This window comes from Streptomyces sp. NPDC102451, from assembly GCF_044765485.1.
Taxonomy (GTDB): Bacteria; Actinomycetota; Actinomycetes; order Streptomycetales; family Streptomycetaceae; genus Streptomyces.
Genome location: NZ_JBIWKD010000003.1, coordinates 366,324 through 379,285, shown reverse-complemented (window position 1 = coordinate 379,285; position 12,962 = coordinate 366,324). Strand labels below are relative to the sequence as shown.

The following is a 12,962-nucleotide window of genomic DNA, read 5'->3' as shown; positions in this document are numbered from 1 at the left end:
TTACCCGCGGTGTGAAGGGGTGGTGAGCGCTCCTGGGCGCTTGGCGCCGGGCTCCGGACACCCGGTAGCGTGAGCCGACGATTCCATAGGTTCACACGTAGGAGTCCCGGTGACGCAGAGCGGACAGGGTGACGAGCGGCAGCTTCCCGCTGTACGGCCCGCGCACGAAGGTGTCGTGCTGCCCGCGGAGGGTGGTGCCCCCTGGAACGCGGGCGGGCCGGCGGGCGGGCAGCCGGACCAGGCCGCCCCCGCGGGCGGGCAGCCGTGGGGCCAGCCCTGGGGGCCCGGGGCCTCGCACCAGGACGGCCCGGGGCAGCTGCCACCGGAGCAGCACCAGCAGGGCGGCTACCAGCAGCCGCAGCACGGGCAGTACCAGCCGCAGCAGTACGCCCCCCAGCAGGACGCGTACCGGCCGGACCCGTACCAGCAGGACCCGTACCAGCAGCAGCCGTACGCCCAGCCCCTGCCGCCCGAGGCCGCGCCCGCGGGGCAGGGCCTGGGGCAGGGCGGGGACGCGGACGCCACGCAGTACATCGCTCCCGTCCCCGGCGGTCCGCTCCCCGGCGGGCTGCCGCCGGAGCGCCAGGCGGAGTCCACCCAGTACCTGGGGCAGTCCTCCGGGGCCCCCGCGCAGCCGTCCGACGCCGACGCGACCCAGTACATACCCCCGGTGCCCGGCGGCGCTCCGTACGGGATCCGGCCGGGAGCCCCGGGCGACCGGCAGCCGCCCGCGGAGTTCGACAGTCTCTTCCGCAGTGAGGGGCCCGCGGGCGCCACGCAGCAGATGCCCCGCTTCGACGGGTCCCAGCAGCCGCACCAGCCCCACCAGCCATACCCGGGCCCGCAGGCCGCCCAGCCGTACGGGGCGGGCCCGCAGGGCTTCCACGGCGGGCACGGCGGCCACGACGCGGCCGAGCCGGACCAGGGCGGGGATGCGCCGCGCAGGCGGTCCGCGCACATCCCGCTGATCGCGGCCGTCGTCGTCGGCTGCGCCGTCATCGGGCTGGGCGCCGGAGCCCTGATGAGCGGCGGGGACGAGTCCCCGGACGACAAGCAGCCGGTGGCCGCGCAGAGTTCACCCGCCGCCGAGCCGTCCACGCAGGCGGCCGAAGACCCGGCGAAGCCCCAGGCCGAGGCGCTCGACAAGCTGCTCGCGGACAGCAACAACAGCCGCTCGGCGGTGATCGGCGCCGTGGAGAAGATCAAGACCTGTCGCGCCCTCGACCAGGCGGCCACCGATCTGAAGGGCGCCGCCGCCCAGCGCCGGGACCTGGTGACCCGGCTGGAGGCGCTGAGCGTCGACCAGCTCCCGAAGAACGCCGAGCTGAAGGACTCCCTCACCAAGGCCTGGCAGGCGTCGGCGGAGGCCGACGACCACTACGCCGTGTGGGCCGGCCAGGCCAAGCACGACAAGAAGGTCTGCAAGGGCGGCAAGGCCCGCAACACCGACGCGACCGCCAAGGCCGGTGTGTCGAGCAGCGACGCCACCATCCAGAAGCGCAAGGCCTCGGGGCTGTGGAACTCCATCGCGCAGAAGTACGGGCTGACCGAGCGCGCCCCCACGCAGCTCTGACGCGACTGCCCTCGACTCCTTCCGGCCGCCCCCGGGAGCCGAGGGCGGCCGAGCGGACTCAGCCGCCGGGCCGGGCGTTCACGAGGGTCTCCGTCACATCCACGAAGCCCTTCTTCTCGGCGGTCAGACGCCCGGCGCGGACCACCTGGAACGTCACCCGGCCGTTGACGATGCGCCCGTAGGCGGCCGTGCCGACCATGTCCTGGAAGCGCCAGCGCAGGACCGGGGTGAGGCCGCCGGTGTCCACCTCGGTGCCGCGGTTGAGGCTGACGGAGATCCCGCCCGCCGAGATGTCGGGCCGGTCCATCGCCTCGACGACCGCCCGGAGCGCGGTGTAGGCGATCCAGGTCGTCTGCACGCCCGTGTCCGTGGGATCGATCCGGTTGTCCCCGAAGGCGTACTTCTCGATCACCTCGCGCATCTCGTCCCAGCGGGCGTCGCCCGACTCCGGGTACCAGCCGGTGACGAGGGCCCCCTCGAAGGGGCTGTCCGGGCCGCCCGACCGGTTGATGAGGCCCTGGCCGACGCTGCCCAGCACGGAGGAGATCCGCACCCGGCTGCCCTCCGGTTCGAGCCGGCGGAAGGAGTCGAAGAACGTCTCCGTGCCCGGCCCGAGCACTGCGGTCACACAGCCGTCGCCCGCCTTGTCGAGGGCCCTGGCCGCCTCGGAGTCGTACGACGTGGCCCCCTCGGCCGCACTGATGTCGTAGGACGCGGGCCGGTCGCTCCGGGTGAGGCTCGCGTCGAGGAGCCCGGGCATGCTGTCGCCGACCAGGGTGTCGGGCCGCACGAGCGACACCCGCTCGCAACTGGCCGCCAGCTGCTCGCCGTTGCCCGCGACGAGCGCCGGCTGGCCACCGTTGACCGGGTAGGAGAGATAGCTGGTGAACTCGTCGGCGGAGGCGCCGTACCCGCCGATGTACGGGATCCCGGCCGCCTCCAGCGGAGCGAGGAACGCCCGCCCGTACCGGCTGTACGAGCCGACGACCGCCGCCACGTCCGCGTCGGCCGCCCGCCGGGCGCACTTCGAGGCACCGGTCGGGGTGTCCTGCTCGTTGCAGGTGAGCACCCGCAGCTCGTGGCCGTCGATCCCGCCCTTCTCGTTGATCCAGCGGGCGTAGGTCCTCGCCATGGCGGGCATGCCCGCCATGTTCACGGTGTCGGCCCCGGTGGTGTCGGGGGCCCACGTCATCACGGTGACGGGTTCCCTGGAGCCCCCCGAGACCCCGGGGAGGACACCGCAGCCGGATATCAGCAGCGCCCCGGCCGCCACGGATGTGAGGAGCTTGCAGGGGCGGGGGGAGGTGAGGCGTCGCCATCCGGTCATGGGCATGAACACTTGCGGCTCACGGGTAACGCCATGGTGTGGAGCGGTCAACGCACGGTGACGTGGAGGTGAATTACGGGGGGCCGCACACGGCCTCGGCAAGGGAACGTACGATCGGCAACCGTGCAGCAAGGTTCGGAGAACACTTCCCGTCGCGGCCGTCGCTCCTCCACCATGGGCGGCATGCCGCTCAATGACATGCCGTGGTGGCGCTGGCGCAGCAACGTGCGCTCGGCGCTGCACATGCTCTCCGACCCCGTCTTCCACCACGAGTGCTGGCTGGCCGGCCGGGAAGGGTACGGCGACGTCACCGACGCCGTGTACCGCCTGGTCGAGGACACCTGGCTGGACAACTGGTCTGCCGAGAAATACGTGGGGACAATCTTCCGCGACTCGGCCGAGGCCGCCCTCGTGGACGTCGCCGCCCTGCGGGTGCTGCGCATCATGCACCAGATAGGCGCCGATGCCCCCGTCTCCGCCTATCTGGAGCACCCGGGCTGGCAGGAGGCCGTCGTGGCCGCCCGCGAGGCCCATGTGATGCTCGCCACCAATGACGCGGAGGACCCCGACACCCCGCCGCGCTCCCTGGACGTGCTCCGCATCATGACCAGATCGGCGTGACCTGCGGACGGTGTGGCACCCTACGGGGATGACCGCGCCGCAGCCCGCCGAATCCGTACCCGCTGCCTCGGACACCGCCGCCGAGCAGTACGTCCTCACGCTCTCCTGCCCCGACAAGCAGGGCATCGTGCACGCCGTGTCGAGCTATCTCTTCATGACCGGCTGCAACATCGAGGACAGTCAGCAGTTCGGCGACCACGACACCGGTCTCTTCTTCATGCGCGTCCACTTCTCGGCGGACGCCACGGTCACCGTGGACAAGCTGCGCGCCAGCTTCGCCGCGATCGGGGACGCCTTCCGGATGGACTGGCAGATCCACCGGGCGAGCGACCGGATGCGGATCGTGCTGATGGTCAGCAAGTTCGGGCACTGCCTCAACGACCTGCTGTTCCGCTCCCGCACCGGTGCGCTGCCGGTCGAGATCGTGGCCGTGGTCTCCAACCACACGGACTTCGCCGAACTCGTCGCCTCGTACGGCGTCCCCTTCCGGCACATCCCCGTGAACAGGGAGAACAAGCCGGAGGCCGAGGCGCAGCTGCTGGAGCTGGTCCGCGGGGAGAACGTCGAGCTCGTCGTCCTGGCGCGCTACATGCAGGTGCTCTCGGACGACCTCTGCAAGCAGTTGAGCGGCCGGATCATCAACATCCACCACTCCTTCCTGCCGAGCTTCAAGGGCGCGAAGCCCTACCACCAGGCCCATGCGCGCGGGGTGAAGCTGATCGGTGCGACGGCGCACTACGTGACCGCCGACCTCGACGAGGGGCCGATCATCGAGCAGGAGGTCGAGCGGGTCGGGCACGGCGTCACGCCGGACCAGCTCGTGGCCGTGGGGCGTGACGTGGAGTGCCAGGCGCTGGCCCGCGCGGTCCAGTGGCACGCGGAGCGGCGCATCCTGCTCAACGGCCGCCGTACGGTCGTCTTCCCGTAAGGGGCCCCGCGCTCAGAGCCGGCTGAGGGAGGCCGCGGCGAACAGGACGTCGCGGATCGCCTCGCGGTCGCCCTCCTGCCCGGCCGCGGCCTCGACCGGCAGCACATGGCCGGCCACCAGCCGGCAGAACTCCACCCCGTCGAGCGCGACCTGCGCGACCGCGTGGTCGGGGGAGCCGAGAGCGGCGGGTGAGTCCAGCGCGATGTACCAGTCGCCGCCGCCGCGCCCCTCGACCTCCAGGTGGAGGGAGCGGCCCGGGGACCCCGCGGTGACCAGCCGGCGCGCCGGTGCGGCCAGCCCCGCCCGGCGGCGCTCGGCCAGGATGGCGGGCAGCAGCCGGGCCGCCAGATCGATCATCCCGTGCAGATGGGCGGCGGCGGGCGGTTCGTAGGGGTAGTCCACGGCGTCGGCGATGTCGCCGCCGTGCACCCAGCACTCGAAGGCCCGCTCCAGGAGCGAGTCCTGCAGCGGAAGGGCGAAGTGCCCGTACGGCACGGACAGCTCCGCGACGCCCCGGCCGGCGAACGACACCGTACGGACGAGGGAGTGGCTCTGGTCACGCCAGGGCTCCCGCACGGTCCGGGTGGGCGGCCGGGAAGCGGCCGACCAGTACCGCTCGGTGCGCTCGGTCGGCGGCAGCGGCTTGTCGCCCACGCCCAGCGGGTCGTCCAGGCCGAGGGCCCTGGACACCAGTCCGTCGACGGCCGTCAGATGGCCGATCACCCCGGCGACCGTGGTCTTCCGGTTCACCTGCCGGTCGTCCTCGAACCACTTCAGCCGCACCGGCGCGTGCCACTCCGAGTCGCCGATGTCCCGCAGCAGCGCGTCGAGCCGTGCGGTCTCCGCGTCGTACGGTGCGGCCCAGGCAGGCACGGGGATGCGCGCCGGCCGGCGGCCGAGACAGCCCTCCAGGACGCGGGAGCGGAGCATCGGGTCAAGGTCCAGGGTGCCGTCGGAGTGCAGCAGCCCCACCGCGTCGCGCAGCCTCAGCGCCTCGTCGGCGCAGGGCGCGCACGAGGTGAGGTGCTCCTCGACGGCCGCGGTCTCCTCGGCGGAGCAGGCGGCCAGGGCCCAGGCACCGAGGAGGGACTTGAGCACCTTGTGCGGGAGCGGCGGGGCGGGCGGCTCCGGGAGCTCCGGAGGTTCGGGCGGCTCCGGTGGTTCGGGAGGTACGGGCGGCTCCGCCCGGGGTGGCTCCGGCGGATCAGGCGGTTCCGAGCCTCCCGGCCGGGCCGGGGGCAGCGTCTCCCGGTCGTCGGCGGCCTGCCGCGGGCCCGGTATGCGCCGCTCGACCGGCGGGCGCTCCCCGTCGCGGCCGTCGCCGCCCTGGGACCCGTTCACGGCGTCGGCCCGTATCCGGGAGGGGCGGAGTCCGCCGACGGCCGGGTGTTCGCCGTGGAGAGCAGCTGGAGGCCGAGCCGCAGCCGGCGCCTGGCCTCGTCCCCGGTGACGCCCAGATCGGCGGCGGCCTGCCGGTAGTCACGGCGCTGTACGTACGCGAGCTCCAGGGCGGCGCGCAGCGGTGCGGGCATCGAGGCGACGATGTAGTCGGCCCGGGCCGCAGCGGTGGCCTTGAGCACCCGGTGCTCCAGCTCCTCGGCCCGCGCGTCGGCGTCGGGCCCCTCGGCCCCGCCGTGCGTGCTGCGGAGCCGCTGCACGGACCGGCGGTGGGTGAGCCGCGCCACCCAGGAGCGCATGGAGCCGTGCTTGGGGTCGTAGGCGCCGGGGTTCTCCCAGACGTAGCCGAAGACCTCGCGCGTCACCTGGTCCGCGGCGTCCTCGTCGTCCAGCATGCGGTGGGCCTGACTGTGCACGAGGGCGGCGAACCGGTCGTAGAGCTCGCCGAGGGCGGCCGCCTCGCCACGCGTCAGACGCTGCTGCATGCGGCGGTCCCAGCGCGGTGGTGCGTCCTTCGCCATCCAGCCCCCAGCCCTGTGCCTCTCGTCATGTCGAATGTAGTCGGCGGCATGGTCCGGACACGCACCTTTGCGGCAAGTACGTCCCTCAAGTGGCGCCGGATGATAGGGAATGATTCCCCCCTTGCCCCTTCCTGATCGCGTAAACAAACCTGAAGTGATCATTTCTGGATGGATCCTGTGCCAGGCCGGTGGGCGGATGGGTGTTTCGCGAGCGGGTGGGCGGGCAGCCGCGAGGAGGAACGGAAACTTCCGGATCCTCCGGAGCCCCGGACGAGAGGCCGAGTCGCGTGACGCTGAAGGTGTACGAGACCGAGCAGGACGCGTGGACCGTGCTGCGGATCCACGGTGAGCTCGACCTCGTGAGCTCACCCGTCGTGCGCCAGTCGGTCCACGGTGCGGTGGCCGAGGGCCGGCACGACGTGATCCTCGACCTCTCCGGTGTCCTGTTCTGCGACTCCAGCGGTGTCGGCGTCCTGATCGCCTCCCGGCGCCTGATGAAGTCCTGCGGCGGCCGGCTGCGGATCGTCCTCCCGGCCCGTGGCGCGGTCGACGGCTCGCACGTCAACAAGGTGCTCGGCGCCCTCGGCGTACGCCGGCTCTTCGACGTCTACCCGGACTCGGACGCGGCCACCGACGACGCGTCCAGGCCGCTCACGGCCTGACGCCACCGTCCGGCCCCCGCCCGGCACACAGGACCGACGCGAAGTTGTCACACTCCTGGGCAGGCTCGGTGACACGTGACGCCGCTCGGCGTCGTACGCTCCCCGCATGGACAGCGCAGAGTACGAGCGCAAGATCGCGCACCGCTTCGCCGCCTTCGACCAGGACGGCAACGGCTACATCGATCGCGCCGATTTCAACGCCGCCGCGGCCCGTCTGCTCGCCGAGTTCGGTACGACGGCCCGCTGCGACCGCGGCCAGTCCCTCTACACGGGCGCCGAGGCGTTCTGGCAGGGCATGGCGGGCATCGCCGACGTGGACGGGGACCAGCGCGTCAACCGTGAGGAGTTCGTCGGCGGGGCCGTGAAACGGCTGCGTGACAGCCCCGAACGCTTCGCGGAGATCGCGCGCCCCTTCCTGCGCGCGACGATCGCCGTGGCCGCCGGCACGGACCCCGAGGGCGCCGCCCCCGTCTCGGCCCCGGTCGCCGCGGTGGAGCGCGCCCTGCGGGTGCTGGGCGCCGCGGACGACATCGCGAGCGTCGCCGCCCGGAGCCTGGACACCGACCAGGACGGCCTGATCGGCGAGGCGGAGGCGGTCGCCGCCTTCTCCGTCTACTTCACCGTGATCGAACCCGACGCGTAGACCCCGCGAACTCGCGACCCCGCGTCAACACGCCCAACGGCATGAGCAGTTCGTTCCCCTCCGCGGTCCGGCCCCGGCTTCCCGCCGCCGGGCCGCGGTGCGTGGCCCCGGGGTGGTCGTGGCTGACCGGGGGGCGTACGGGCCGTGCCGCGCGGGTGACGCAACGCATCCGGAGAGCGAGTGCGCCCCCGGAGCGCACCGTCACCGGGCGGAGTCACGGGCCCGCGCTCGGGTACGCTCCGTTGGATGCGAGTGGTACTGGAACCGGAGGATCCGGGTACGGCCCCTGTGGCCGCCCCGGGCGCCGCGCGGTGCCCTGCTCGCGCCCCACGGAGCTGCGACGGGCCTGCCGGGGACTCGGTCCCCGGGGTGCCGGTGCGTCTCTGTTCGACTCTCCGCAGCACGCGTCGCACAGTATGGGCCACGCGTACTCCTTCGCGCTGGAATATGCCCGAAGCGCTTGTTGCGGTGACTGTACGTCAACCATGCTGTCTCGCAGGGGAGTCACGTTCCGTGACCCCGAGGAGGCGCTAGGCGATGTGTCCGCCGGTTCGGATGGTGTGAGCGGTGCAGGTGCTTCAGGTTCAGATGGAGGTCGGGCCGGATCCCGCGGAGGTGGGACGGGCCCGCAGATGGGCGCGGTCGCGCCTGATCGGGTCCGGGATGGAGGACGACGAGCCGCTCGCGGAGACCCTGATCCTGCTGATCTCCGAGCTCGTCACCAACGCGGTGGTCCACACGGGCTGCCCGGCCGTGCTGCGGATGCTGTTCGGCTCGGCGAGTCCGGCGGGCTCCGCGGGGACGGTGCGGGTCGAGGTGGCCGACACCAGCTGCCGTCCGCCCCAGCCGCGTCACGCGGAGGGCGAGGACACCGGCGGGCGCGGGCTGGAGCTGGTGGACGGCCTGGCGGACCGCTGGGGCTGGCAGCCGGAGGGCGCCGGGAAGCGGATCTGGTGCGAGGTCGACCGTGGGGGCCCGGTGATGGTGCCGGTGGTCCAGGACCAGCCCGGCGACCGGGCCTGTCTCTGACCGGGCGCTCTCCCGGCCCGTCGTGACCGGGCGCTCTCCCGTCCCGGAGCTCGTGCGGGGCCCTCAGCGTCCCGCGACCGTCGACCGGAACGTCCGCCGGTAGACCGTGGGCGCCACCCCCAGCGCGGCCTGCACGTGCTGCCGCAGGGAGGTGGCCGTACCGAAGCCCGCGTCCCGTGCCACCTGGTCGATCGACAGATCCGTCGACTCCAGCAGCTGCCGTGCCCGCTCCACCCTCTGCTGGGCGAGCCACTGCCCCGGGCTGATGCCGACCTCCTCGCGGAAGCGGCGGGTGAAGGTGCGCACGCTCATCGACTCCTGGCGCGCCATGTCGCGCAGCTGGATCGGCTGCTCCAGCCGGCCGATCGCCCAGGTCCGTGCGGCCGTCGTCGTCGCCAGCCCCGCCTCGGGCAGCGGGCGCCGGATGAACTGGGCCTGACCGCCGTCGCGGTGCGGGGGTACGACGGTGCGGCGGGCGATGTCGTTGGCGACGGCGGTGCCGTGGTCGCGGCGCACGATGTGCAGGCAGAGGTCTATCCCGGCCGCCACACCGGCCGAGGTCAGCACGTCCCCGTCGTCGATGAACAGGACGTCCGGATCGACGCGGACCTTCGGGAAGAGCCGCTGGAAGTGGTCGGCCGATGACCAGTGGGTGGTGGCGGGGCGGCCGTCGAGGAGCCCGGCCGCGGCGAGGACGTAACCGCCCGTGCAGATGGAGACCATGCGGGTCCCCGGCCTGATGTACGCGAACGCGGCGGCCAGTCCGTCGGTGAGCCTGCCCTCCTGGTGGACGGGGCCGAGCTCGTGCGAGGCCGGGACGACGACGATGTCGGCGGTGGCGAGCGCCTCGGGGCCGTGCTCGACCACGATGCTGAAGTCGGCGTCGGTGCGGACCGGGCCGGGCGGGCGCACGGAGCAGGTCACGACCTCGTACAGCTTCGCGCCGCGGCCGGTGTCCCCCATGTCCCGCGCGAGGCCGAAGATCCTCTGCGGTATGCCCAGTTCGAAGGGGATCACCCCGTCCAGGGCGAGCACCACGACACGTCGGCGCATCTGGCTCCTGCTCTCTCCCGCGGATTGGGTGTGACCGGTGACGGCCTGATAAACGTACCGGCCATGAGTGAAAAGCCGACCCTCCTCGACCCCGTTCCCAGGACCGCCACCGTCCGTGCCGCGGCTCTGGCCGCGGCGCTCGTGACCGTGGCGGCGGGCCTCGGCGTCCGTGCGACGGCCGGCGGGGACGTGGCCGGCGGGGACGTGGCGAAGTACGCGGGCGACGCCCTCTACACCGTGCTGATCCACACCCTGGTGGTGTTCCTCGCGCCCCGGGTACGGCCCCTGACGGCGGCGGGTGCCGCGCTGGCCTTCAGCTGGGCGGTCGAACTGGCCCAGCTCACCGGCGTACCGGCGGACCTCGCCCGGCACAGCACCGTGGCGCGGCTGGTGCTCGGCTCGACGTTCAACGCCCCGGACCTCCTCCGGTACGCGGCGGGGGCGGCCCTGGCCTGGGCCGCCCACCGCGGCCTGCGGTCCTGGTCCGCTCGCGCACGGGCCTGACCCGGCGTGGCCCGATCCCTGCGAAGGGTGTCTTTCGAGCCACTCGTCCGGGAGCGGCCTCCGGCCCGATGCTGAGCGGCGTGACCCAGACAACCGACAGCGCGGCGACCGAGCGCACGCCTCGCCGCCGCTCCCGTCCGCTCGTACACCGTGCGTGGATCGTCGCCGCCGTCACCTTCGTGACGATCATCGGCGGCGCGGCCTTCAACTCCCTGCCGGGCCTGCTCATCGACCCCCTCCACTCGGAGTTCGGCTGGTCACGCGGCGAGATCGGCCTCGCCGTCTCCCTCGACATGGCGCTGTACGGGCTGACCGCGCCGTTCGCTGCGGCGCTGATGGACCGCTTCGGCATCCGCCGGGTCGTGGTCGTCGCGCTCGCCGCCGTCGCGACGGGGGCGCTGGCGAGCGTCTGGATGACGGCGTCCTGGCAGCTGCTGCTCTACTGGGGCCTGCTCGTCGGCCTGGGCACCGGATCGATGGCGCTGGCCTTCTCGGCGACCGTGACCAACCGCTGGTTCGTGGCCCGGCGCGGTCTGGTGACCGGCGTCCTGACCGCGGCCGGCGCCTCCGGCCAGCTGGTCTTCCTGCCGCTCTGCGCCTGGATCGTCAAGGACCACGGCTGGCGCCCGGCCTCGGTGACCGTCGCGCTGGCGGCGCTCGTGGTCGTCCCGTTCGTCTGGTTCCTGATGCGCGACCACCCGGCCGACGTGGGCCTCGCCCCCTACGGCGGCGCGTACGTCGAGAAGCCCGCGCCCGTCACCGGCGCGGCGAAGCGCACCGTACGCGTGCTGTTCGACGCGGCCCGCACGGGCCCCTTCTGGCTGCTGGCGGGCTCGTTCGCGATCTGCGGCGCCTCCACCAACGGCCTGATCCGCACCTACTTCGTGCCCTCGGCCCACGACCACGGCATGCAGATCACCGCGGCGGCCTCGCTGCTGGCCGTCATCGGCGTCTTCGACATCATCGGCACGGTCTTCAGCGGCTGGCTCACGGACCGCTTCGACGCCCGCAGGCTGCTCGCCGTCTACTACGCGCTGCGCGGTGTCTCGCTGCTGTTCCTGCCGATGCTGATGGCCCCCACGGTCCATCCGCCGATGGTCTTCTTCATCGTCTTCTACGGCCTCGACTGGGTCGCCACGGTCCCGCCGACCCTGGCCCTGTGCCGCGAGCAGTACGGCGAGGACAGCGCGATCGTCTTCGGCTGGGTCCTGGCGTCGCACCAGGTGGGGGCGGCCCTGGTGGCGTTCCTCGGCGGGGTGGTACGGGACGTGACGGGCTCGTACGACCTGGTCTGGTACGCCGCGGGGGCGCTGTGCGCGACGGCGGCCCTGATGGCCCTGGTGATCCGCCGCAAGGGGGCCGCCACCGCCGTCACCCTCTGACCGCTCGGTCAGTTCTTCCTGGCCAGCCGGCCGGCTATCTTCCGCGCGTCCAGGGCCATCTCGCGGAGCATCCCGCTGATCGGGTTGGTGAAGCCGGTGAAGTAGAGGCCCGGTGCCCCCTCCGGGGTGCGGGCGCCGTGCACCACGGGGCGGCCGCGGGGGTCCAGGACGCCGAGGTGGCCGACCAGGTCCTCCAGGGCGCGTTCGTAACCGGTGGCGGCGATCACGGCGTCCGGGGTGATCCGGGTTCCGTCGGCCAGCACCACGGCGTCCCCGTCGAACGACTCGACGGCCGCCACCGGGACCACCCGGCCGCACTTCACCGCGTCGATCAGCCCGACGTCCTGGACGGGGATCGCGCCCTCCTTGACCCGGGAGTACAGGCCCGTGTCGGGGCGCGGGAGGCCCTGTTCCGCCAGGTCGGGGACCGAGACGCGGCACATCAGGCGGCCCGCCCGGTCCACCAGCCGGACCGGCAGTCTGCGGACCAGGACGGCGGTCGCCTGGGCGGGCCAGCCGGCCGTGGAGCGGCGCACGATGTGCGGGGTCGTGCGGACCGCGATCCGCACCCGGGAGGCGCCGCCCTCGACCAGGTCCACGGCTATCTCCGCCCCGGTGTTGCCGATGCCGACGACGAGGACGTCCTTGCCCGCGTACGGCGCAGGGCCGCGGTACTCACCGGCGTGCAGCAGCTCACCGGTGAACTCCTCACGGCCGGGCCACGCCGGAATGCGCGGGGTGTGGTTGAAGCCGGTGGCCACCACCACCGCCCGCCCGGTGAGCACCCGGCCGCCGGTCGCGCTCAGCTGCCAGGCGGTGCCGTCACCGGTCCGGTCGATCCGGGACACCTCGACGCCCGTCACCACCTCCAGCTCGTGGTGCTCGGCGTACTTCTCCAGGTAGCGCACCATGTCGTCGCGCGACACCCAGCGGCCGAAGCGGCGGGGCATCGCCAGCCCCGGCAGCGCCGACCAGCGCCGGGTCGTGTGCAGGTGCAGCCGGTCGTAGTGGCGGCGCCAGGACGCCCCGACGTCACCGGACTTCTCCAGCACCACCGCCCGTACGCCCTGTTCCCGCAGGGCCGCCGCGGCGGCGAGGCCGCCCGGGCCGCCGCCGATCACATAGACCGGCCGGCCGTCGGTGCGGTCGATGGAGGCGGGCAGGGCGGCGCCGGGGGCAGGGGTTGATTCGGGCATGCTTCGGAGCGTAATAGGACATGGACATGATGGGTCCCGGTCCGGGCGGGAATCGGTTGCGAAATGATCACGGGCGCGTGCGCCGGTCCGTGCGGAGGCCAGGAGCGCCCGGTCACAGGCGCGTG

13 protein-coding genes are annotated in these 12,962 nt (G+C 73.1%); 8 read left to right on the top strand and 5 right to left on the bottom strand.

Annotated elements, in window-relative coordinates; translation table 11 throughout:
- The first annotated feature begins 109 nt into the window (after positions 1-109).
- Positions 110-1,573, top strand: a complete 1,464-nt coding sequence (locus ACIRD8_RS08775) for a hypothetical protein (RefSeq protein WP_403988145.1) — start codon at positions 110-112, stop codon at positions 1,571-1,573.
- Positions 1,574-1,631: 58 nt separating this feature from the next.
- On the opposite strand, the gene ACIRD8_RS08770 is transcribed toward ACIRD8_RS08775, so the two are convergent.
- Positions 1,632-2,900: an ABC transporter substrate-binding protein gene (locus ACIRD8_RS08770; RefSeq protein WP_403988142.1), complete on the bottom strand. Its 1,269-nt coding sequence runs from the start codon at positions 2,898-2,900 to the stop codon at positions 1,632-1,634.
- A gap of 174 nt (positions 2,901-3,074) precedes the next feature.
- Here ACIRD8_RS08770 and ACIRD8_RS08765 point away from each other — a divergent pair, with 174 nt between their 5' ends.
- Positions 3,075-3,521 carry a hypothetical protein gene (locus ACIRD8_RS08765; RefSeq protein WP_033297487.1) on the top strand — a complete coding sequence of 149 codons (447 nt, stop codon included), beginning with the start codon at positions 3,075-3,077 and terminating at the stop codon, positions 3,519-3,521.
- 28 nt (positions 3,522-3,549) lie between these two features.
- Positions 3,550-4,449, top strand: coding sequence for a formyltetrahydrofolate deformylase (gene purU, locus ACIRD8_RS08760; protein ID WP_403988139.1), 900 nt, complete (start codon positions 3,550-3,552; stop codon positions 4,447-4,449).
- Positions 4,450-4,461: 12 nt separating this feature from the next.
- On the opposite strand, the gene ACIRD8_RS08755 is transcribed toward purU, so the two are convergent.
- Together ACIRD8_RS08755 and ACIRD8_RS08750 are read right to left on the bottom strand one after the other, a co-directional pair.
- A complete protein-coding gene (locus ACIRD8_RS08755; protein ID WP_403988136.1) occupies positions 4,462-5,790 on the bottom strand; it encodes a maleylpyruvate isomerase N-terminal domain-containing protein in 1,329 nt (442 codons plus the stop codon).
- Positions 5,787-6,368, bottom strand: a complete 582-nt coding sequence (locus tag ACIRD8_RS08750; protein ID WP_403988133.1) for a sigma-70 family RNA polymerase sigma factor — start codon at positions 6,366-6,368, stop codon at positions 5,787-5,789. Before ACIRD8_RS08750 ends, ACIRD8_RS08755 begins: the two co-directional genes overlap by 4 nt.
- 287 nt (positions 6,369-6,655) lie before the next feature.
- Here ACIRD8_RS08750 and ACIRD8_RS08745 point away from each other — a divergent pair, with 287 nt between their 5' ends.
- The 3 genes from ACIRD8_RS08745 (at position 6,656) to ACIRD8_RS08735 (ending at position 8,702) form a co-directional block, all read left to right on the top strand.
- The gene (locus tag ACIRD8_RS08745; RefSeq protein ID WP_403988130.1) at positions 6,656-7,030 is read left to right on the top strand and encodes an STAS domain-containing protein; all 375 of its coding nucleotides are present in this window, start codon (positions 6,656-6,658) and stop codon (positions 7,028-7,030) included.
- 106 nt (positions 7,031-7,136) lie between these two features.
- Positions 7,137-7,673 carry an EF-hand domain-containing protein gene (locus tag ACIRD8_RS08740; RefSeq protein ID WP_403988127.1) on the top strand — a complete coding sequence of 179 codons (537 nt, stop codon included), beginning with the start codon at positions 7,137-7,139 and terminating at the stop codon, positions 7,671-7,673.
- A gap of 567 nt (positions 7,674-8,240) precedes the next feature.
- The gene (locus ACIRD8_RS08735) at positions 8,241-8,702 is read left to right on the top strand and encodes an ATP-binding protein (RefSeq protein ID WP_403988124.1); all 462 of its coding nucleotides are present in this window, start codon (positions 8,241-8,243) and stop codon (positions 8,700-8,702) included.
- Positions 8,703-8,765: 63 nt separating this feature from the next.
- Here ACIRD8_RS08735 and ACIRD8_RS08730 read toward each other — a convergent pair whose 3' ends face one another.
- Positions 8,766-9,755: a GlxA family transcriptional regulator gene (locus tag ACIRD8_RS08730; protein ID WP_403988121.1), complete on the bottom strand. Its 990-nt coding sequence runs from the start codon at positions 9,753-9,755 to the stop codon at positions 8,766-8,768.
- A gap of 63 nt (positions 9,756-9,818) precedes the next feature.
- Between ACIRD8_RS08730 and ACIRD8_RS08725 the strand changes: the two genes are divergently transcribed.
- Both ACIRD8_RS08725 and ACIRD8_RS08720 read left to right on the top strand, forming a co-directional pair.
- Positions 9,819-10,259 (top strand): DUF2809 domain-containing protein, encoded by a 441-nt coding sequence (locus ACIRD8_RS08725; protein WP_403988118.1) that lies wholly within the window; start codon positions 9,819-9,821, stop codon positions 10,257-10,259.
- 68 nt (positions 10,260-10,327) lie between these two features.
- Positions 10,328-11,641: an MFS transporter gene (locus ACIRD8_RS08720; protein ID WP_403988115.1), complete on the top strand. Its 1,314-nt coding sequence runs from the start codon at positions 10,328-10,330 to the stop codon at positions 11,639-11,641.
- Positions 11,642-11,649: 8 nt separating this feature from the next.
- Here ACIRD8_RS08720 and ACIRD8_RS08715 read toward each other — a convergent pair whose 3' ends face one another.
- On the bottom strand, positions 11,650-12,837 hold the full coding sequence (locus tag ACIRD8_RS08715; RefSeq protein WP_403988112.1) for a flavin-containing monooxygenase: 1,188 nt from the start codon (positions 12,835-12,837) through the stop codon (positions 11,650-11,652).
- Positions 12,838-12,962: the final 125 nt, after the last annotated feature.